Below are 23,079 nucleotides of genomic sequence, written 5' to 3'. Positions count from 1 at the left end.
AGAGATTTGATTCATATTAAGGGAAAAAACCGCCCCAGAATAGCCGCAAACAGGGCAATAGGACTTGGTTTAGCGGTTAGCGTGAATCAGTCTGGTGTAGAGTGATTCACTAGCTCATTTTTGGACAGAAATCACTGAGAGTCATTACCTAATTTAGCGAAAGACAAATAACTTTATGTATTGAAAACTGTTTAACTCAGTGTCCAAAATTTAAGGTGAGGATCATAATCGAACAAGACGTTGATGTTGACGCAACATATGGTGTGTTCTCTGGGCGTTTAAGGGATAGCTATTTTGTTGTTGTGAAAACGCAGAAGGTTACATTGGCACATTTTACAAAACGCCATAGTGTAACCTCGTGCATTTTAGTACTTTCCAAGCAAGTGAACAACTTACAGGCACTGCAATCACTTGATCACTAACCAATATATCAGGAGCCTAAAAGCTGGCTTAGTGCTTTGACCTCCTGACTAAAGTGAATATTTTGAGGCGGGTAAACCGCATTGTCTCTCACACCACCCCTCACTATATCAAGCTGCACTCGCTCTCCAGTATTCCTTGGCGGAAGGATTCTCACACCACTTTCGTGAACCTTCATTTGGCCAGGGAAGCTCCCATACTTGAGAACTTGACTTGAACCTGGTTGAGCCACACCTCGCGTTTCTTCCATAAGAAGATGGTTGGTATTGCTTAGCTGAGCAAAGCTTCCATACGGAAGTCGGCCTTGTCCCAGTAAGTTTCCTGAAGCGTCATATCCTCTAACCTCAGAAAAGCGAACCGTATCTCGCAGCTGTGGGACGATATTGGCAACACCATTAGAAGACACTCGGGCTAATTGCTGAGCTGATAAACGCTGCGACAACGTGCTGCCCACTTCAGTACCAATTGCTCTGGTTGCATCTTGAGCAATAGATCGAGTGTGATTAAAGCTAAGACGATTGTCGGACAAGCCTCTTTCAACACCGCTTCTGTGGTTTACACTCTGTGCACTGGTAATCGCATTTTGCTGCAGAGCCTTTTTCTGCGCTTGCCTAAACTCATATTGTTGAACTATTTCGCGTGAACGCTGTGCTTGCGTCTCTTCAAGCTCACGAAGGCGAGTTTGCGTGGCTATCGCTTGGCGTTGCTCTTGTTCTGCAATTATTATTGAGGCTTGACGCTCAGTCTCTGCATACTGCGCTTTTCGCCTATATGAATATTCAAGCTCCTGTTGCCTGACACGTGCATCTAGAGCAGCTTTTTGCTCTTGCTCTTTAACATGGCTTTTCACGGCATTGCGCAAAGCTTCGGTTTGCGCATCCGCTGCTAATCCACTTATACCGTTTACCACCCGTTCTGCCTTAGATGAAGATAGCCCGTGACTTTTCAGTGCTTCAATTTGAACCTTTCTCGTATTTTCTTTACGTGCCTTTTCTTCACGCCAAACCGTCAACCTTTTATCTTCTTTTTGCATGATGTTTTCCACCATGTTTTTAGTAAGACCATAGGGTTTTGGAGAAGAGACTGGCTTTGTCGTCTTTGGAAGCTTTCTTGCTAAATCACCCTCAATTTTTTTATTCAAACCCGCGCCTTCGCCAAGCAAGCGACTCATTAATGATGGGCTGCCGATTGACTGTAAAAGCTGCTTTTTATCCTGAGTTGGTACCAAGAGTATTAGCGAGTTAGAGACTCGACTTGGATAGTGTCGATAGATTGTCGCTAGTGCACCGTGTTTGGCTTTTCCGTTGGTGCCAAGAAGGTTTAATTTAGGATGACCATTAGAACCCTGTTGTACTATATCCTTCATAAGAGCGGACATTGTACTTATATCTCTGTCGCCATAGTCGGAGTACATCCTATCCAATAGAGCCTCGAACCGAGAGTCATTCCCATCAGGATAGAGTCGGCCATTTAATAATGAAATAACTTCGCTTCTATAACCCTTATCCAAAGCTTGGCAGAGAAGACTCAGTCCACTATTTCTTATTTCTTTTACCGCAGGTGTTTCTTTACTATGGTTATACTCACTTTTATCAGGCAAAAACAATGCATGTTGTGCAGTGCTTATCATAGCGCGGTTTTCTTCAGGAGAGAGTAGACTCTCTGATGCAAGTTTTTCCTCAAAATACTGCAAGTTGTGCAGTGTATTGGGTATTAGTTCACCTTTAAGGGCATCTTTGTCATGGAAGAGAACTTCACCATGTTTTTGCTCTTTATTAGTCGTCGAGCGCTCCCCCCCCTCGGCTTTCGAACTTCCCTCATTAGAAGCTTGAGAACCTCCTGCCGCCGAGGCAGTCTGATTGGACAGTGCCGTAGCGCCCCCTATATTTGCACCAGCATTACCCTCATCATCTTTATCATCTTTATCATCTTTTTTATGATTTTCTTTAACCTCAACTTGTGGATTTTTAGCATCATCCATCTCTTCTTCATGAAAAGGATCAAATTTATCTAGAGGCAATAAATTTTCTACTGGGCCAATACGGTTTTTTATAGCGTGTTCGTTTGTGGGTTTGAAATGACCACTGTCATTACTCCATGAAAGTAAACTCCCTCCCCCCTTTAAAGGATTATCTATTTTTGGGAAACACATAGTCCCTGCTAGTAAAACCGGTTTTGTACAACGAGCCGCCTTCTCCTCAATAGACAGGCTAGAATCACGGAGTATATCTCCCGAGTTATTTAGGTAAGCAAGTGAAGAATGACCAAAATTAATAGGACCACAGGCTCTATCTGCTAGCTCTTTTCTTGAGTATATTTGATACTTTTCAAAGCATAAAACAGTTAATGGATCTTCCTCTAGAATAGCGAATACAACTTCCCCTGTTGGTATTTTAGGATCACTGCCGTCAATAGGGTTTATTAGATATGCATCATTATGTACCTTAGATAAAGTACATATAACATCATCTGGTATTGATAACTGTGGAAACATTGTGTTTCTTGCACAGGACACCATATTTTGTGATGCTGAATGTTTCTTCTTTAAAACTTCATCAATAGACAGTTGGGGTGATTTTGCTACATTTCTTATGCGACTACAGGAGAGCCTCGGAGTTGTGCTATCAGCATGTTGAGTAGTTTTTGGACCTGTAACTCCAAGAGGATTGGCCTTAATCATTTTTACCACCATATAAATGAATTTATTAACAATAAGGTGTTAACCCTAGCATAGGGTATCAGCCAATTAGCGGTGTAAATTTCTGAATTTATATGTTAAAAAAACCTTTTTTCAAGTAACACATTGTCTCACAAAGAAATGAATTTCTTTTTCCTGCTCTTACGAACAGTGGTGATGACCCTCCGTTACCTGAAGCTCAACACTTGTTATAAACTAAGCGGCTATAAAAAATGTTCTAAAACATCAATCACGCCTGTTCTAAGTCGGCCTAGCATGGCGATGGGTTTGCTGTTTTCGGCAGTGATGGCGATAATTTGGCTAGACATTAGTTTTTATAGGGTAAGTGCCTATTAGAAGACTATTCTTGGGTCTTTGAGTTAAATCACTTTGGGGCAAAAATTGGTTAGCCAGAAGTTCATTAAAAATGATCGTGTGCAGGGCGTGAATCAGACTAGGCAAGTCTGATTCACTGTAATCGTTTTTTAATCCCTCATGGTCAAGCCTTACGTTTTAGTATCCATTACTTTTTTGTATCTCAAATTATCAAACAACAAAGTACTGTTATTCGAACCGTGGCAAGCTGTGAGGCAAAAGTTATCTGCCAATAAAAGTAGCGTCTACAGCAAATCAAATTGAAAACTAACTAAATCAACAGTTTCACAACCCCTTTAATGAACTAGCCGACTATTAGACAAAGTAACAATTTGAGTAAAAGGCCAGCGATGGTAACCATAGCTAGCCTTAGATAACAAACACAGTCTTCCTTACGTTATAGCTTGCATTCTAGTTTATCCGCGAGGTAGTCAGCTAATTCAAAAAGAGGGATGTGTGTCATAACACCGTCTTTGCGGCACTTAACTGACACACACTTCTCGGCCTCTTCTTTATCCCCAACCGTTAAGATGTAAGGCACTTTTTGCTTGTGAAAGCGTTTCATTTTGCGGGCAACTGAGTGTTGACTGATATCAACCAACACTCGCATGTCTCGTGCTAAACATAGTGCGGCTAACTGACGGACAAATTGGCTGTTTGACTCATTCACTGAAGCGATAGCAACAGGCACGGGATGCAACCAATCCGGCAGGTTACCCTGTGAGACTTCCAAGAGAATTCCCAACCAACGCTCGATAGAGCCATACATAGCTTGGTGCATAATCACTGGCCGTTCGAATTCACCTTGCTCATTTGTGTACTGAACATCGAATCTTTCAGGCAAATTGAAATCAAACTGGATAGTGCCACACTGCCAGCGTCTTCCCATAGAATCTGTCAGTGACAATTCAATTTTTGGACCATAAAAAGCCCCTTCGCCAGCTTGATACTCGGCATCAAAGCCCTCAATCTGGCAGGCTGAATCCAATAGCTTTTGTGCTCGGCACCATTGCTCATCGCTGCCTAATGCCTTCTCAGGTTTAGTCGATATTTTTACGTCTAAATTATGGTAGCCGTAATCACCATAAACCTGCTTTGCACGCTGGAGAAAACCACGTATCTCCTCCTCTGCCTGAGACCAACAGCAAAAAACATGGGCATCATCCTGAGTGAACTGGCGTGCGCGCAGGCAACCATTTAACGAGCCTGAGGATTCATTACGGTGCACCAAGCCAAACTCAAATAGTCGCAGTGGCAAATCTCTATGGCTATGTACCCCGCGCTTAAACAGCAAAATATGGGCAGGACAAGACATAGGTTTTAAAACATATTCATCCATGTTTTCCTTTCCGCCACCGAAAAACATGTTCTCTGCAAACATGTCCATATGCCCAGACGTTTGCCATAAATCCTTCTTCATAAAAACAGGCGTGTTCACTTCCTCAAAACCATTTCGGCGATACACGCGCCTCATGTGCTCTTGAATATCTCGGAATAACGCCCAGCCATTCGGGTGCCAAAAAATCATACCCGGCGCCTGTGGTTCAGAGTGAAATAGGTCAAGTTGTTCTGCAATTTCGCGATGTGTTTTCATCATTCTCTCCTGAGTAAAATCTGAGCGAAATACAAAACCAAGGTATAAAAAAACCCTCTGGCGATTTCGCTCAGAGGGTTTTTTAAAGACGCAAAAAACTACCCCCCGAGAATTCTCGTGGTGGTAGTGGTGGTGTTAATTGCGCTTACGTATATTTTGTTCATGCGCCAGCAATAACAAATCATCCATATTGCGGCAAGCATTTTGTTTAGAAATGCCACAGTATCGCGTTAGCTTCTATTCACAGCCTGTTTCACATAAAACATAGAGGCATAGCACATCAAGCCATTTTGCTAAGTCATCAGGTATTGGGACCGTTGGATCACTTTTTGAGATCAATGTATTGAGTTTCGAGTTCGTCATGTCGAGTCGCAGATAAATTGAAAAGGGCATAATTTCGATTTAGAAATGGCAGCGTAAGTATGCGATCGCTGCCATTTTAGTATGAGACTTTAGTGCTCTCCCACAAGTTACAGCTGAACAATTCACCGATAGTGAGTCATTAAAGGCTGCTAAGAGGAAAGGGTTTAAGAAGATAGGTCGCTAGTAACGAATGCTGGATACTCAGTTAAGCAACTTTTCAATACCCATGTTGATTCACTGGCGGCTAAATTAGCAATGCAACCAATACTGTTTAGGCCAATTGTCAGTTTGCAAAGGTTTAATAGTCATTTGTAGTAAAGTTACATTTTTCACTTGAGTTATTTTTTGGCTGTTCTTATTTGTCAGACTATGGGTACATTTTATGTCGATGTGTAGTGGTCAAATAAAATTGGCCACGGTTTTAGAGTCATTCCAATATAAACGTTCTGACTCATTTGGCGTTAACCCACCATTATATTGATGGGGTCTTGTCTCACTGTAATATCCAGTGATGTAATTTGTGATCTCTTTATCTGCTTCTGTTAAATTCCCATAACCACTGGCGGGTATCCACTCAGATTTCAAACTTCTAAAGAAACGCTCCATTGGTGCGTTATCCCAACAATTCCCGCGACGACTCATACTTTGCTCAATCTGAAGGCGCCATATTAATTGTCTGAATTTCAAGCTCGTGTAATGCGAACCTTGATCGCTGTGATATATCACATTCTCAGGCTTACCCCTTAACTCAAATGCCATTTTCAAAGCTTTACAGGTCAGCGCACTATCTGGTGATAATGACAAGGCCCATCCAACAGGTTTGCGGGAAAATAAGTCAAGAACAACGGCTAGATAGGCCCAGCGATTACCGACCCAAACATATGTCACGTCGCCACACCACACTTGATCTGGTTGAGTTACTGCAAACTGTCGATTAAGCGTATTGGGGATTGCAACATGCTCTTGTGTCGCTTTTCTATAAGAATGTTTAGGCTGCTGGCAGCTTAATAACCCAAGCTTTTTCATTAGATTACGGGCTCGATAACGACTGAGACCAATCCCTTTGTTAGTCACTAATTGCGCTATCGTTCGCGCACCGGCAGAGCCATGAATAATACGATGTGCGGCCTTCACTTCACTGCATAAAATAGTAAAGTCTGCATCAATATGTTCTTTTCTTTTTAGCCAATACTTATAGCTACTTCGATGCACTTTGAATGCATTACAAATTGTGAGAATAGAGTGGCTCTGCTTGAGTGCGCTGATTAGCGTAAATTGTTCATCGAGTCTGACATCAAGAGAGCGGTAGCCTTTTTTAGGATAAGATTGTGCTCCTCAAGACGAGCTATTTGCTTCTTCAGCTCACGGATTTCAATTTGTTCTGGGGTAATCGGAGATGCTTTTGGTGTGCCACCCTGGCGTTCTAGTTTTAACTGTCTCACCCATTTATCCATAGTGGACTTACCTACGTTCATCGCCTTTGCAGCTTCGATGATGCTATGGTTTTTATCGAGGACTAATTGGGCAGCTTCAAGTTTGAATTCAGCACTAAATGTTTTTCTGGTTGTTGCTCTCATGTATTCACCTAAAGTCATCTACGAGGCAATAATATCACCTCTATTTAGGTGGCCAAAATTAGTGTGCCACTACAATGTATGGTTACATTATTTAGCTAAGTAATTGTTTCTTAGTATACAGCTATGTCATAGTTTGGTTTCAGCGACACGAGCAATGGAAGGTTCTAAAAAGTAAATTGGTAAAAGCCAATATTCATATTGTTGTCGTTGACCAGCCAATGACACATGGGATCTTAAGTGGCACAGAAGAACATACCATGATCGCAAAGGTACTGACTGAGTTCATGATTGATTTAGCCGCGGCAATGGCCAGAGATGATTACGAGACAAGAAGAAAGCGACAAGCGCAAGGCATCGAAAAGTCCAAAACCTTAGGCAAATACCATGGACGTCAGCCTGACCATGGATTAAGGCAAAATATTCGGTTACTACTCGATGAAGGGAAAAGCTGGTCACAAGTACAGAGTCTGCTTAAATGCAGTCGTTCTACCATTGCCAAAGCAGCTAAGTTGAATGAGCTAAAAACCGATGAGTCAATTCTCTAAAGATTTGATTCACTCTAAGGCAAAAAAGCCACGTTGGAAGGAAGATACGGGGCGAAATGGGTCTGTTTTAAGGCTCGCGTGAATCAGTCTGGTGTAGAGTGATTCACGCTATGCTTTAGAGCTTATGACTCTTCCGGTTTAAAACGGATTTGACTAGGATCAACAGTAACAACTCTACCATTGTCGAGCTCTACGATAGCTTTTTCAGCGGTATAGGGATGATTTCCCTCATCCATATACGCAATAGCTGCATATTTTATGAAAGTACCGCTATATGTCCCACCATAATCAACGACGCAGCTTTTACAACACTTTTGAATGATTGGTTCACTACCTCTAAATAGGCTTTTTACCCGCGCCATGATGTAAATCCGAAACCTATTACCTTATCACTACATCGGCATTTAATGCCTTGGTCAAGTCAGGCTCTAATAGGTACGGTTGACCGTTTTCATCAGTGCATGTAAACTATTAGGTGATACTTAACGTCTTACGCAAATGCTTTATTAACGTCGAAATTATCGTTATTCGTGAGGATTCTCCATCCTATACGCGCTATTTTATTGGCCAGTGCGACAACGGCTTTGTGTCTACCTTGCCTTAACGCAAGCGCATTAAACCATCGCCCCAGTCTATCATCACGTTTGCTCGCAAGTCGGCCAACAGCTCTAGCACCATGAATGAGTAAAACACGTAGCTCTGAGCTGCCATTTTTCGTTATCGATCCTAGTCGAACTTTCCCACCTGAACTCGATTGTGATGGCACTAAGCCACACCATGCAGAGAATTGTCGACCGTTTTTAAATTGATGACCCGAACCTAATTCACTCATAAAGCTTGCCGTGACTAATGGCCCAAAGCCAGGGATCGACAGCAAGGCATTTTAGCGAGGTTGGATTTGACATAGCGCTTTAATGTCGTGCCCGATTTGATTAATTCTCTCATTTAAAACACTTAAATCTTCATACAAAAATTTTAACAAGTGATGAAGCGTATGAGACAGTTCATGTTCATTGTCTGCTAAAACGCGACTAAGTGACGCTTGTAGTTGCAATCTGCCGACAGAGAAGAGTACCCTAGCATCTGGACAAAGGGTAGAGCAGGGAAAAAACTTAAAACAAGATCCGCTGAAATCCATTGATACTAATGCCATCCCTGCTTGGGGAACTCCTGAGCACGTTCGTTATGGTTATGCATCTAAGCTCTCTGACTTGCATCTTGAAAACAAAAATGAGACTCCAATTAGTTTATTTTGGTTGGGGGAACATCTGTAATCGTCAACCGCTAGCGGCTTGCTGTTGTATCAAAGCCACCCAGTCTTGATGTGAACGTTTAGCGATATTAACTTCCTGAGGTAATAATCAATCGTAAAGATAAAGGCTTAATCAAGATAGCGGAAGGCGTACTTGCCCGGACGCTGACGATTTATCTGAATTAGTAGAGGTTCTAAGGTACTATTTCTGTCTCTGAGTATTTCTAACTCAAAGTTACCAGAAGGGTGTTTTATAATCTTAGCTGTTTTGCCATTTTTACAATTAGGCATAGGGTCATGTGTCATTCCAGTTTTATATATTTTACTGAAATGACACAGAATTATTAACACTACCCTTATGGTCGATATCGCAATCTCAATGCTAAACTAAGTAATTTAACAGCATTATTAAACGCCATGTCCAATTCTTCTGGTAGGCTATTAGGATTCTCTCTCACCGATTTTAAGCTCTGTACACTAGCCCATAGTTCACCTGCAGTTTCTGTGTCAAATTCAGAACGATATTCTTGGAATATTTCTGATCTACCATCTGCCATCTGCTCAAAGAGCGGATTCAGAGCTGAGCAATTGCTTTGTACCCAGTTACCCCATTGCCGAGAACGATTTTTTTCATTAAAAATTTGTTGTAACTGTTTGAAGTTAAGATTGCTGTTATCTGTTGTCGTTCCACTCTGCGAAGAAGGCGATATAATTGCTTGCGGATCTTCAAGAGCTTCATTATTTTTATCAACTGCTTCTAGATTATTATCGTCAAATATCAAAGACTGCAACTCAAGCGTTTCAACTGTTATTTCATAAAGGCCTTCTCCCCAGTGAGCATGCCTAACAATTCTAATAAAGGAAGATGGTTCAGCCCCCCAGTAGCCTGAAACTTCGTCATATTGCTGAAGTTCACCGCCATTCATCTGCTTCACAATATCCTCTATACTCTCACTGGCGCCAGAAGGGTGTAACAGAACATCTGTCGTAAAGACGCTATTACCTTGTGCGCTATTTTCCCATACAGCATGCTTAGCTTCCCAAGATGATTTGGCGAAAGCTGCCACATAAAGTTTCTTACTTGGCACCCTTCCCTGTGCTTTTATCAGAACCGAACCATCTGTTGCCGTTACCACTTTAGGTTCAAGACCTGAGGCGGACGAATGAAGCTCTAGCACATCGGCCGTGGGCATCTTTGTGGATAAATCCGATGGCCCATGTCTACCCAGCATTGGATTTGGATCATAAAAGCGACCACGCATCATGTCACTTCTTCTGAAGTTTACGACTGACTTCTTATTGCCACTAAAACCGAAAAATTCGGCACGCTTATTTAGTAGGGATGCAGAGACAAGTTTCCCTTTTTCTATTTTTCCCATTACCGTTTCGGTCTTTGCCCATGTGATATTTCCTAGGTAGCCATAAACCTTCCCAGGCGTTCTTCCTGGCGATAAAGTTATTAACTGGTTTTCTAGATCACCCGCAAACGAAGCCTCAAAAGAGCCCATCCTACTTGGGTCGGTCGCATAAGCATAAGCCTGTTCGGGGTCTAAAGACTCCGGCACCCTGATAAATTCAGGGTTTCCAACTGCACTATTACAAGTTGAGACTTTGACCGTTGTTTCATTTGGAAGCTTCATGCCATACAGATCATTTGCAACAAAATAAGTATCTGAAGAGAACAGTTGCCCGTCTATCTCTTTGCTACCTGGCTGACCATGACCACTCACATACAAGGTACTTGTGTCATCTAAATCACTTAGATCCGTTTTATCTACAGTGTATAAATAGCGCAGTTCCGGCTCCAACGTTGAATAATCAGCTTGACCATATTTTTTATTCAGAACTTCCTTAAACTCAGTAACTTGAGTTTGATCCCTGAATACAGGTGTTATTGCAGGCTTCCCTTTCGCCCTTAAATCTCGAAGCAAAGGAATAAGCCTTCCCGATACTCGTTCATGATCCAAAACAGGGAAGTAGATATATTTCTCTCCTCCAGGTCGATCATAGGGCACAAAACCCCTATTACTTGCCCCTAAATTATCATGACCAGCACCAGATGTCCCTTTAGCTCCTGGACCGTCGAAGGGTATATAGCCTTCTGCCGCGAGCTCCCTCATTTCACTCATTCCAGTACTATTTTGCTTGGATACAACGTCTGCGAGTATTTCTTCTCCATTCAACTTCAGATTGGTAATATCATTGCCTTCAAACTTTAGCTGTACAACATTTACATTGCCTTGGAAAGATGGATACCCAAACTTCTCAGACGTGACATGTCCTTTAATGAAGTCTTTCATCTTGTCAAATCGAGTAAATGAGACAACACCAAAGTTGGGATCAAAGAAATAATACTTCGAACCAGATTTAGTCATCGACATTGAATGACCCGGTATGTCTATTCGCACCGAATGACATTCTAGTGAGAAAACATCACGTTCTTCGAGTTTGCTTAAATTGAATCTTACCCCAGCATCCAGATTATTAGGCTGCATATTTTTTATCAATTCATTGAATTGTTTAGCCTGTGGAGTATCACCACCATGAATTTCTGTTAGTAGTTTGTACAGGGAAGAATCTTCTGTTCCTATGCTCTTTAACCTCAATGCAAAGTTATGTACATTCCCAGTTTCTATAGCATACGCCATCAGCATTGATGTCGGCCGGCATTCTCCCTCTGAAAGTTTTAGATACTCCCCTTGAGGTACAATCTCAACGACTTCGCTACCTGATTTCTCGGCAGTTTTAGCCCAATTCACCGCTTTAGTTAAGTGTCTTTCTGCAATAACATTGCCTAACTCTAATGTAGCCTTTCGATGCAAGGCCCCGAAAGTTTTTGTATCTATATCTCGACCGCCTGGGAACTTTCTAGATTTAAGCATTTCATGTTTTTGTTTAAGGGAGTAATCATTCAGCAAACGATAATCTTTGCTCATTGCATCACGTTCACCCTGATGAAACGACTTTTTGTTATCCGATAATCTCGAAGGTTCTGATGGAACTTCTCGCATTGTGTTTTCAATTATTTCCAATTTGTCTTTTAACGATCGTAATCCTTCAAGATTTAAGTTTTCACTATTGCTCCTTCTGCTAAATAACCCATCAGTCTCAAATTCTGACACAAGTTCGTCGCCAGCAGATGACCTACCAGCATTACGGGCACTACTCTGAGGTCCATTATCCTTATACCAGCTAGCTGAAGACACAACAACACCATCATTTTGATAATCTAAAGCCGTAAGGCCGAAGCGTTTAGGGCTAAAGGGAGAACCATCAAAAGACCCTGTAAACTCCATAGCCTTAATCAAGGTTCTGGGTTTTTCCTTCAATGCTTCGCGCCACATACCAAACCATTTTTCTTTTGTCGTAACAATAGGACCTTGTAGACCATATTTATTGAAGAATTGTCCTGCGGTTAAGTCAATTACTATATCTACGCCTTGAATATTTGCTACAACCACGTAATGATTATTCGGACTACTATTTGGAGTAATCCACAACCCAAGTTCCAGATTCCTGATATTAGTGTATCCGAGATCCCTTAACGTTGTTCTAACATCTGCAGCTGCTGCTTGGCATAACTCGGCGTTGTCTGATCCCGTATATTCATCATATTTTTTCCCCAAGTTTGTTTTAAGCTGGTCTTCGAGTACATTTACGATGCGCTGCTCATGCTCACTCAACGTATCACGCGTCTTTACCAAAGGTTCTCTAATGTCAGGATGATAATTAACTTGTTGATCTCCATTACCATAATAAGGCCGGTAAACTGGTCTTTGTCCTTTGTTTTGAGCATGCTCCCTTCGAAATAGATTCTCTGTAAGATAATGCCCCCCCTCAGGTAGGTGCGATTCAACAAACTCCGGTGAACTAAAGTCATAGGTATTCCCATTGGGGTCCTTGAAGGTGACTCCTACTATCCGGCTTTCTTCTACAAGTGAACTAGCACCGCCGACTGTTAGGTATCCCCCCTCAGCTTTAGGTAACCTTAGAGAGTAGATATTGTTATATATGTGCAGCAATTCATAAAAAAGTCCTACCGATGAGTCACGTTCTAAATAGGGAGAAACTTGAATCGCCGAGGCATCGCCGCCCAAAATTCTATTTTCAGGATCGAAAGAGACCGTTGTCCCTGCTGCAGTATTTTTTGCATAAACCTGCCCATCGCTACCCACACGATTGACATCCCCCATTGAGGGAACTTGTACTTTAACACCCCTATTTGCCAGCCCCTGAAGTAACCGTTGTCCTGAATCCGTTCTACTGATTTCATTCAATGCAGTGTTCGTCAGGCCAATTGATCTTTGGGTTCCAATAACTTCAATGGTACCAACGATGTCGCCATTAGCGTTTGTCACCCGATAGTGTTGCGTTATAGCAGCCTCATCCCCATATCTGCTCAGCCTTGTAGTCGGCAATTCGTCTAGTGCATTTTTGACCTTCTGCAAAACAGGGTTATCAGATACGTCAAGTTTCCTGAGCAAGCGGTTGAAATCTTGTCTTATTGCCGTAATTTTCTCCGGCATCATTGTAAGATCGTTCCGCAGAGGTACATCTATTTTTTCCAACCACTGCGCTTGTATATCGCCGTGACTCATGGTTCCAATAGTGTTTCCTGAGAGGTTGTTTTCCCTTCCTATAAACTTATTGAAATAAACATCAAGAAGTCTTTTCAATCTCTTGACTTCTGAAAGTAGAGGAGGATTACTCATTCTGTTACTGAAGGATACAATCTCTCCCAACACTTTTTGAGGTTGATTATTTTCTATGGCCAGATAGGCACTATCCTCTAGGCTTTTGAGACGCGTATTTCTGACTTCAAAGAGCCCATCAGTCTCACCTAAATTATCAAAATCACTAGGTATTTTAACCGACAGCTCGTTTATATCTTCCGAAGGTTGTGACGCGTTATCAGAAATAAATCTAGGCTTAGTCCCCCCTGAAACATCATCCATGGCCCCGCCAGTCTGTCGGGTCAACTTCAGCACCTTTAACGCCTTGATGGCATCTGTTGCACTGGAGGTAAGTCCAAGAGCATCAAGAGGAGCTAAAGCTAGGGGGATCAATCCACTGGCTCTATCTTCAGCCGAGTCTCCCTCAACCAAAAGATAAACCCCTTCGGCGATCCCAACACCTAGGCTAGCAGCATCAACAACCATTGCCGCTCCAGCAACACCCGCTATCACTGTCGGTGCAACCGCCCCCCCACTTACTATAATTGCAGCAACACTCAATGCAAACGCTGGCACCGCTAGCACACCACCTACAACCTCAAATGCTTTTGTTGTGTTCCACTCAGCATGAGAAGTAAGAAGAGCGTCAGCATCTTGTCTGAGCCTTTCCAAGTTTCTTCTCCCAATGGTATCGAATATATTATCGCTATCATTGAGAGGTATGTGATTTAGGTCGAGATTGTTAGCAACCTCTTTTTTATTCACAGCATAACTAACACTTGTAAATTCAGTGCCGAAATAACGATTTGAGTGCGTCGCGAAGTCGTTTAATGTCCTATCGGGAGTATCTCCACCTGGTAGAACAGGCTGTTTATCATATTCACTCATGTGCGAAAGTATGAAGTTACTATTCGCCGGGTTACTGAAAAAACGATAAAGTGATTGTTTGCTACCAAATTCGATAAGGGCACCATCAGAATGCAGACTAACAAGGATATGGCGCTCTCCTTTCTTTATCAGCAACATGCCCTCCAAAGGGAAATAATCATCTCTCTTCCCCGTCAGTCCGGGTAAGGATACTTCGACCTCATGTGAGCCATTTTGCATATCTTTAATCAATGCTTGTCCGTCAGAACTCAAACGTCCGTCGCGCTCCGCTGAAGCGACCAGCCGGTTAAATGTGGCTTTGAGATGATACGAATAATCTTGGAAATGTTTTGCTTCAAACTCATTGATTTTACCCTCAACAAGTCTCTGCATATCAGTTTCAGCTTGGGGATCATAAAGCTTATTAAACAATGCTTCCCCTTCCAAATCTTTATATTGTTCTGGTAACTCATAATCACCAGTTATTTCAACGGTATGCTGCCCAGCAATGCCTTTCCAATAACTCTCACCAAGCGCTTGGGTTAAATCCGTCTTGGCAATATAACCGCCTCGACTATCGCCGATTGATGATACCGCCAAACTATGAAATATTCCCAGACCGTTCATTCTATTGTGGACTGTCTTTTTTGAGGAGTAAGGAAAAATTTCTTTCTCCGCAACAGTTAATTTACGTCCATTCATAGTCACATAACTGTTAGCGGCAACATCTTCAAGGATAGACTCCATACCTCTATCTGTACTACCGTCCATTTGGTTAGCTAAACTAGCATGTGAGAGAAGAAATTCATGATTATTTTTATTGCGGACAAATGCATCAATTTGTTCAGACGAATTAAAAATTTGAACTTTCCCAGGCGGCATTAAGCTGATCATTGTATGCTTATCGCCATCTTGGATTAGCAACATGTTCTCCAGCGGGTAAGGACCTATTTTCGGCTTAATAAAGAAGGGTAAAGCCTCTGATGAAGTCGTAAATGTTGGAGGATTCGACGCGCTTTTCAGTGTTTTCCTCACATACTCTCGATCATCCTTATTCGGCATAGAATCAATCAAGGATGTAGCGCGCTTTTCTAAAATTTTACTGTACTTTTCTGGGGCCCAATTGACATCATCACTCCCAAGTTCAGCACTATTAACTGAATGTAAGTAATGTTTACCCATTTTCTGCTCTATCAACCTAAAATAGCTAACATCCCAAGTTACCTTTTCTAGCTTTTCTACTTTAACTTTACGACTGTCACCTTCACCGGGCATAGTGTAGATATTCGCGGCTGGCAGTTCAGGGTATCGATATACGTATTTAACGTTTTCAGGCTGTAATATGCCACGTTGTTCCCAATATTCCTTGGCTATTGTGGGGTGATTTATATCCCCTAAAAACCCAGCCATTTTATGACTTCTTATAACTGACCTTTCATAGTTAAGCAGGCCACCATGAATCTTAATATCTTCTATTTGTTGCGCTCTGGAATAAACCTTACCATTTGGTAAAGTTTTATCTTGTAAAGAGTCTAAATAGCGTTTTTCCACTTGTTCCTCATTTGAATGTAAGGTTTCAAGCTCTCCTTTTCGATATTGAAGAATATTAGAAAGCAAAGTGTCTGTATCTAGCTCTGGATTACTCTTTACATATAGATTTTCACTTGGCAGCAAAGACATCTTAAATTCATCAAAGCTTTGGCGTTTACGTATTTCTGTTGTTATATTTTTTATTCGAATACCGTGCTTAGCAGCTTCAAGTTCTGATTTAAAAGCATGCTCTGACAAAGAATGTATAATCTTATCAAAAGGCCTTTTGCTAGCTTCTTTTCTCGCTCTTACCTCAGTAATTATTCTCTCATAGTCCTTAAGTGAAATATTATTTTCATTTATTCTAAGATCGCCTTTAATGGCATTCATCTGCGTGATGACACTATTTTCGAGGAGTTTATCTCGATAGGACTTGTCACTCATATTTCTAATTATTGAGCGTTTTTGATGGCGAAATTCATCGTCTAAGGTCATGCTCGAGAGATTTTTTGGCTGTCTCGCTTTGAAATCCTCATTCTCAATTAATTCACTAAACTCTTCTTCACTAAGTTCCAGTGAACATCTCATTAAAAACTTATGGTAATCAACCACAGGTCGGACCAGCGGATGCCTGAGATAACCTGAGCTAGACACGTTATCGAGGATCTCTGCATCAACCTCTGTCAATTGAGGACAGAATACTCGCAAAACGCCACTGGAATCATTGGAGTTACGGGCTTGTTTCAATAATGAAATGACCTCAGTAAAAAATGCCGACTGCTCATCACCTTTGGCTTGCTCCGCCATACCCTCAATACTTTTCAGTTTTTTCCCAAGAAATTCTAATCGGCCATCAGTGTTATTTACGCTTCTAATCTGCTCATAAAATTTCACCTTTACACGTTTTACATCACCATTAAAGCGCGTGTAAAATTTGTTCGCAGCCGCTCTACGCCTTGCACGAATATCAAGCATTACTTCTTTAGGTGCTGCATGACGAGCAAACTGAGCCAACTTAACGTCTTCATCAGTCACCTCATCTTCATCACTCCTGATATTCAAACCACTCCAATAGGCTTCTCTTAGGACTGGTTCCTCATTCCTATAGTCATAGAACGCACGCCGGTAATCATTTTCGGTTATGAACCCTTGCGTTTCTGAGGCTCTTGAAACATGTTGTTCAACCCATTCTGGGTTAGAAAAGTAATAGGTATCTTCTAAAGCGTCGGTGTAATCCACCCCACTAACAAGGTGCTCGTTCATCAGATCGCCATCCCCCCTGAGGACAAAGACCTCGCCATGAGCATCGATTATTGCTGGATCGTTGTGAAGACTGATGTGCTGCACTTCATGAAACAAAGATATTGCAGGATTACGCTTGAGCCAAGGTCTATCTGCAAGTTCATTTGTGCTTGACGCGGACAAAGTATTCCAAGGATCGAAATAAATGGTTTTTGTCAAAGGACTGGCAAAATTAGCATAGTACTTCTGGCCATTGTCACCAGTATGCAAAGGGTCTCCTACTAGACGAGGTCGAATAGTGACCCCTAGTTCATTCATCACTTTCAAGGTATTTCTACCGATTTCGGTCTGTTGGAGGGTTTTTAGGTGTGCTCTAACCTCTGCACGGTATTCTTTGCTTCCAACTAGTTTTATCCCCTCGTAATTTGGGCCAGCGGCCTCGGTATCTACATTACCCGTATCACTATCAAGACTGCCGCATTTAACACTTCCATTACTTGCTTCATCTGTAAATAAAGGCTCCCACTCTTTAACAAGCCCCTGATTTTGCCAGTTTTGCATCGTTTCCTCAAAACTTGCTGACATTTTTTGCCTAAACTTAGCCTGCATTTCGATCAAGTCTTCTGTGAAAGCCATCTCTTGAGTTGCAATTATCTCATTGACAACTTCTTCAGGCAGTTTTCCTTTCATGTCTGCCCTGAACTGTATCTTCATAGCCACAAATTGCTTTCTGAGCCCATCTGAGTATTCGTCGTAAGCCTGAACGAGTTTTTCCTTGTACTCTGGTATTTGAGTTTTGTTCAAGTAATCTTTTAGATCGATCCCAGCCTTTACTTTCTTCAACTCCGTCACTGCTGCACTTGCAACCTTGGACACTGGAATGATGGCTCCCGTTACCCCCGTTTCTATCGCTAGAGTCTTTAACCAAGAGTCCATTTTGATTTTGTCTTTTGGATCGACGATTGTATTATGAGCATAGGCTCCCATTACTATCGCCCCGCCTACACCAGTTTTGATTGGACGGGGGACAAACGACATTGCGACCTTAAAGCCAAGCTGCTTAAGCCTATTGTTTACAACATCTTGCACAACTTTATAGGGGTAATCTTCTCCTGGCATCATGCCATCTATAATCTGACGTACCTTATACGGAATTGTAAACGAAGCAATGGTAGCCTTAACTCCGACGGTTACAGCTGCTTTCACTAAAGTCACAGTTACCCCCGTCGCGAGGTCAACACCACCTTCGATCACTGCATAAACGGCGCCCCGGCCAACCTGCTTTTGCCCCCATTTAGTCACAAATTCGACCAAGCTTTTTTCTCCCGCGAGATGCTCCTCAGGAGTCTTCGGCAGAATAGTTCTTTCCTTCCGTGCGTACTCCCACTCCTGACACATCCGCGTAGTAAACAAAATTCCATGAGGATCATCTTCTGAGATCACCACTTCCAACAAGCCATTATCTTTAAGCATTTGACGCAAAGACTCAATCTCGGGAATATCAGCCTCCGGCATTATTTCTTGTGCTATTATTCCCCAATCCTTCGCTACTTTGGCACGTCTGGAAAAAGGATCTAGGCGCTTACCCGTCAAATACGATACTTTAAGATCTAGGTTATCCAATTCATTTTTTGCTGAGAAGCTAGCAATGCGAGTAAGTTGAATAATCTCGCCTAATTCTTCCTCTGTGAATTTTGATTTTTCATTCACAACGTGTTTAAGGTTACCTACCAAATCGGTAAGGCTCTTATAAGACTCAGGCACATTAATTCTTTTTAACTCTTGATCTAATTGCTCCTTTCCCCAGCTAGAAAGAGCATTAGACTGTGATTTTATTAGCTTATGTATCAAATGAGGTAGAATCTCAACTTGTTTAAGGATGTCATCTGATACTTTAATAGCTTTGTCACAACTTTCACTAAATGCGCTCTTTCTGGCTTCGTCATCCTGATCGCGGTCTTCTTTTGCTTGAGTTTGCCTATTCGCATTTCCCGGTACCATGTCATCGACAAACTCGAGTTCTGTATCTTGCATAACCTCTTTAGCAAACTCTGCCTCCAACGGCTTATCTTTTTTCAGATTAGTGGCCGCCGCTTGTAATGGATTATAGTCATACTGCATGCGAAATGCTGGCTGCTGCATTAACCAGTATATGCTGCGAACAATGGACTTAACCGTCTGCTCATCGTTTGAGTATTTTGAGGGAGCGCTAATCGTACCAGGACTAAGGGCAAGTATCTTTTTGTAGGTTACGTCTCTAAAGTGGTCCACGACATAAGAAGCAATCAATGCCTGCTGGGGCAGCTCCTTTAAGGTATTGAATAACTCCGATGGCAATTTCTGAACTTTGTTGCCCACCGTTTGACTGACTTGACTTAAGGAGTGTTTAAAAGTGGTTAGTGTGTCTGCAAAAGAAGTAGACTTATTGGTAACGTTAACAAATTGATTTCTCCATGTCTTTGCGTTGGTTCTAACATGGTTTTGGATGTCAGCAATAATCTCTTTAGGCATAGAGAAGTGGTTAGAATTTAGTACCTGCTTATCATACTTATCCATCTTTTCCCATAAGCTACACAGTCGATTATTACTCTTGGTAAGCTCATTAATGAGCTCCATTCTACGCAATGTCAGATAATCGGTGATTTGTATTTGTCCCTCAATGATACTGGGTTGCTTCATAGTCCCGTTGTTGTCATATTCATTGGTACTGCTCGAGGACCATTGTGATAGATTACCTACGCGTCCATTCATCTGGCCTAGTTTTAACGCCTCATCTACGGCTTTAATACTGGTTTCGATATGGCGTGCCATTTGATAAGCTAAGCCCCTATCCTTAGGCTTAGCTTCAAGGCTGCCAGAGCTGTTAACCTTATGAATAAACTTTTCAATCTTCTTCAGTGTATTTTCATCAGGCCCCAGATAAGGGTATCGCTTGTCTTGCTGTTCTCGCTCTTTTCTTACCTCTTCAATCCTCTCCTGTAACAACGGCAGAATGTCTTTTTTAATCTCTATAATCAGCTCGTTAAAACCTTTCTCTATAAACTCCTTGGCCTGTGCTCTTCTATCATTTAAAGCTTCGAGTACAAGTTGTATAGGTAAGTTGCCTTCAGCATGGCTACGCCATAGTGAAAATGGCACCTCTGCTTCATTGTCATCAGGCTTTACTTGCCATTTAGCTCCCAGTTTCAATACCGTCTTATCGCTGCGATTTAAATCACTTGATGCAAGTTCTTTGAGCTCTTTATTAGAAAAGCTCTGCACTCGACGACTCAACTCAAGGTCTACAGACGCCTGCTTCCTAAATATTTCAAGTGGTTGATTCAGTTTGACATGGTCGCTAGCAGAATTTTTACTCGGAGAACGAAATGGAATTTCTTTTCTTTTTATAGATGTTACGTTAATTATCTCCAATTTCTCATCACTTGCTGGAGATGTCTCTCTCGAGCCTTTTGTAGCTCGCTGTGAAGAATGAGAAGAAGTAACTCGAACAGATTGAATTGGCATTGGTTGTATCCACGAAGTTAGGATTGATTAATTAGGTTGGCGGTATCGAACTTGGAAAGTCGCAATATTTTTCACAAGTTTACCTATTCACGGATTACTTCATTTTTAAAGTTTAGTGGCAGCAATCCTATAGGTAGAGGAAGTTTTTTTTATGCTGATTTTTCAAAAATTTACTCTTATTGGTGATACTATCGCAACATATCAAGACAAGTTGAAATGGCCATTTATGAATCGTTATGAATCGCTATGAATCGTTATGAATCGCTATGAATCGTTATGAATCGCTATGATGTTCTGGTCTAATCCCATCGGACACTTAATTTTGAGACAGTATGGTCAATAAATTAAGAGGTCTATATGAGTCTGAAAAAATCACATAAGAGTTATCCGCAGGCATTTAAAGATGAAGCCGTCTTGATGGTGCTGGAGCAAGGTTATAGCGTTGCCGATGCGGCAAAGTCTCTTGGAGTTAGCACGAGCCTGCTTTACAACTGGAAGGAAAAACACGAAGCCCTGCAACAAGGCATCACCTTAGCAGAGTCTGAGCGTGATGAGTTGAAGCGATTGCGTAGAGAAACAAAGAATTACGCATGGAGAAAGAAATTCTAAAAATACCCAAGGGGGCACGCCGAGGCAAGCGCCTTCTTTGCGAGAGAAATGAAGTAAGATTTCGTTTCATCAAACTGCAATCTCACCTTTTTCCCATAGTACTGTTATGTCGAGTAATGAGTGTAAGTAAATCAGGCTATTACGATTGGCATAAGCGCCCTGCAAACGTGATAAGCCTTGAAACACTGAAGCTTTATCGCCTTGTTCGACAGCTATTTAAGCAAAGTCGAGGCAGCTTAGGGAATCGTGAAATGGTAAAGAAATTGCGCAAGGAAGGCTACCAGGTTGGTCGCTATCTCGTTCGTAAAATTATGCACCGCCTTCGACTCAAAGCTACCCAGCGACACGCTTACAAGGTGACGACACAGCGAAAACACTCAGATGCAGTGGCTGATAACCTATTAAACATGAACTTTAATCCAATATCGGCTAATCAGGTCTGGGCGGGTGACGTGACCTATTTAAAGACGGGTGAAGGCTGGATGTATTTGGCAGTGGTGATGGATTTATATTCACGCCGGATTGTGGGATGGCACATAGACAAACGCATGACCACGGATTTGATATCTAAGGCATTAATGAAAGCCTACAACCTGCGCCAACCAGCGCGAGGGCTGGTATTCCACAGTGACCGAGGCTCGCAATATACCAGTAAGCAATTCAGTAGGCTGCTATCGAACTATGGTGTCCAAGCCAGCATGGGTGATGTGGGTGCGTGTTGGGATAATGGCGTTGTTGATTAAATCATTTCATAGAACGTAATTATTCCAAGGCTTCTGGCCGATTAAGTAACTTGCTGGCGAACGGGCATACCCAGACTAATGACTTTGTTCATCGCCTTCACACCAGCCAAGGCCTCTGCGACTTGCCCATTGTAATCACGTAAACTCAGCATTGGACGATTCAACTGTTTATATCGGCCCATGGCGGTCTCTGCTAGAGAGCGCTGGTGATAGCCGTTATCAATTTTCCATTGTTTCAGCTGACCCGCTTTCAGTGCTTCTACCGCTTCATTGCGTGGATGCCCCTTTTCCCATAACCCAGCATTTGAGCGCGGGGATGGTAGCTTTGCAGCCTTTACGTCGCAGTAATTGATAACAACCCTTTGTATCATAAGCCCCATCTGTCGATACCTGCGCTATCTTTCGCCGTAAAGGATTGAGTAAGGTCGGCAGTACTTCATTATCGCCTACTCACACAAGACTGACTTCAGCGGCAACGACTTCGTGAGTGCTTGTATTGATGGATAAGTGCAACTTGCGCCATGCTTGCGCGTTTTCCATTCGCCTTCACCAAACACTTTTAGCCCTGTAGCATCGGCAACAATATGCGTTATGGGTCCGCGACTGGGGTTGCGGTACTGAACATTGACTGTCTTAGCGCGTTTACTGATAGAAGTGTAATCGGGTGATTTAAGTAGCACACTCATCAACGTAAACAAAGAGTTGAGAAAGCCTTCTAGCCCACGCAACGACAAATTAAAGATGCCTTTGACCATCAACGCTGTTTCAATCGCCACATCACTATAGCTAAACCCGCGACCACGCCCGCCATGATGCTCATGGCAGTACCACGCTTTTACTGCTGCTTCATCCACCCAGAAGGTGAGCGAACAACGGTTCACTAACGCCCTCTAAAACCCTCATATGTAGTGAAGCACTGCGCGTCACCGCCCCCGCAGTCAAGCCAGCCGGAAGGACCCGTGATGATAATGAGTAGCATCTATAGCGGGTCGATATCGATTTTCACCCTCTTAAGGTGTAGCATTCGGTTTCATTCAAACCTTGGATATCGGCGAGGTCCAATATCCGCCCGTCTGAAAGTCTAAATTCATCATAATTGCACATGATC

General features: G+C 42.3%; 5 protein-coding genes and 4 pseudogenes. 2 read left to right on the top strand and 7 right to left on the bottom strand.

Annotated elements, in window-relative coordinates; all coding sequences use genetic code 11:
- Positions 1-430: 430 nt before the first annotated feature.
- The 3 genes from CKQ84_RS18780 to CKQ84_RS18765 all read right to left on the bottom strand — a co-directional run bounded on the left by CKQ84_RS18780 (position 431) and on the right by CKQ84_RS18765 (position 7,006).
- Positions 431-3,100: a hypothetical protein gene (locus CKQ84_RS18780; protein WP_105252358.1), complete on the bottom strand. Its 2,670-nt coding sequence runs from the start codon at positions 3,098-3,100 to the stop codon at positions 431-433.
- 769 nt (positions 3,101-3,869) lie between these two features.
- Positions 3,870-5,066 carry a threonine--tRNA ligase gene (gene thrS, locus CKQ84_RS18775; RefSeq protein ID WP_105252357.1) on the bottom strand — a complete coding sequence of 399 codons (1,197 nt, stop codon included), beginning with the start codon at positions 5,064-5,066 and terminating at the stop codon, positions 3,870-3,872.
- Positions 5,067-5,828: 762 nt separating this feature from the next.
- A protein-coding gene (locus tag CKQ84_RS18765) for an IS3-like element ISSba5 family transposase (protein WP_105252356.1) occupies positions 5,829-7,006 on the bottom strand; the annotation gives its coding sequence in 2 pieces (ribosomal slippage) (positions 5,829-6,748 and positions 6,748-7,006; 1,179 coding nt in all).
- Between the two features lie 149 nt (positions 7,007-7,155).
- Here CKQ84_RS18765 and CKQ84_RS18760 point away from each other — a divergent pair.
- Positions 7,156-7,551: pseudogene (locus tag CKQ84_RS18760) on the top strand (resolvase); the annotation flags it as partial.
- Positions 7,552-7,673: 122 nt separating this feature from the next.
- Here the strand turns inward: CKQ84_RS18760 and CKQ84_RS18755 are convergent.
- The 3 genes and pseudogenes from CKQ84_RS18755 to CKQ84_RS18745 all read right to left on the bottom strand — a co-directional run bounded on the left by CKQ84_RS18755 (position 7,674) and on the right by CKQ84_RS18745 (position 20,619).
- The gene (locus tag CKQ84_RS18755) at positions 7,674-7,913 is read right to left on the bottom strand and encodes a hypothetical protein (protein ID WP_105252355.1); all 240 of its coding nucleotides are present in this window, start codon (positions 7,911-7,913) and stop codon (positions 7,674-7,676) included.
- 128 nt (positions 7,914-8,041) lie between these two features.
- Positions 8,042-8,635, bottom strand: a pseudogene (locus tag CKQ84_RS18750) (IS110 family transposase); the annotation flags it as partial.
- 524 nt (positions 8,636-9,159) lie between these two features.
- Positions 9,160-20,619, bottom strand: coding sequence for a YopT-type cysteine protease domain-containing protein (locus tag CKQ84_RS18745; protein ID WP_105252354.1), 11,460 nt, complete (start codon positions 20,617-20,619; stop codon positions 9,160-9,162).
- Between the two features lie 357 nt (positions 20,620-20,976).
- Here CKQ84_RS18745 and CKQ84_RS18740 point away from each other — a divergent pair.
- Positions 20,977-21,968 (top strand): annotated as a pseudogene (locus tag CKQ84_RS18740) (IS3 family transposase); the annotation flags it as partial.
- Between the two features lie 44 nt (positions 21,969-22,012).
- On the opposite strand, the pseudogene CKQ84_RS18735 reads toward CKQ84_RS18740, so the two are convergent.
- A pseudogene (locus CKQ84_RS18735) lies at positions 22,013-22,852 on the bottom strand (IS5 family transposase).
- Positions 22,853-23,079 lie beyond the last annotated feature (227 nt).

Origin of the sequence: Shewanella sp. WE21, from assembly GCF_002966515.1 — a bacterium.
GTDB lineage: Bacteria > Pseudomonadota > Gammaproteobacteria > Enterobacterales > Shewanellaceae > Shewanella > Shewanella oncorhynchi.
The sequence above is the reverse complement of the archived record's forward strand: the minus strand, read 5'-3'. Positions and strand labels throughout refer to the sequence as shown.

Excerpts from the sequence above, each read along its gene's own strand:
- CKQ84_RS18780 (WP_105252358.1), bottom strand. The coding sequence starts at position 3,100 with ATGATTAAGGCCAATCCTCTTGGAGTTACAGGTCCAAAAACTACTCAA.
- thrS (WP_105252357.1), bottom strand. The coding sequence starts at position 5,066 with ATGAAAACACATCGCGAAATTGCAGAACAACTTGACCTATTTCACTCT.
- CKQ84_RS18755 (WP_105252355.1), bottom strand. The coding sequence starts at position 7,913 with ATGGCGCGGGTAAAAAGCCTATTTAGAGGTAGTGAACCAATCATTCAA.
- CKQ84_RS18745 (WP_105252354.1), bottom strand. The coding sequence starts at position 20,619 with ATGCCAATTCAATCTGTTCGAGTTACTTCTTCTCATTCTTCACAGCGA.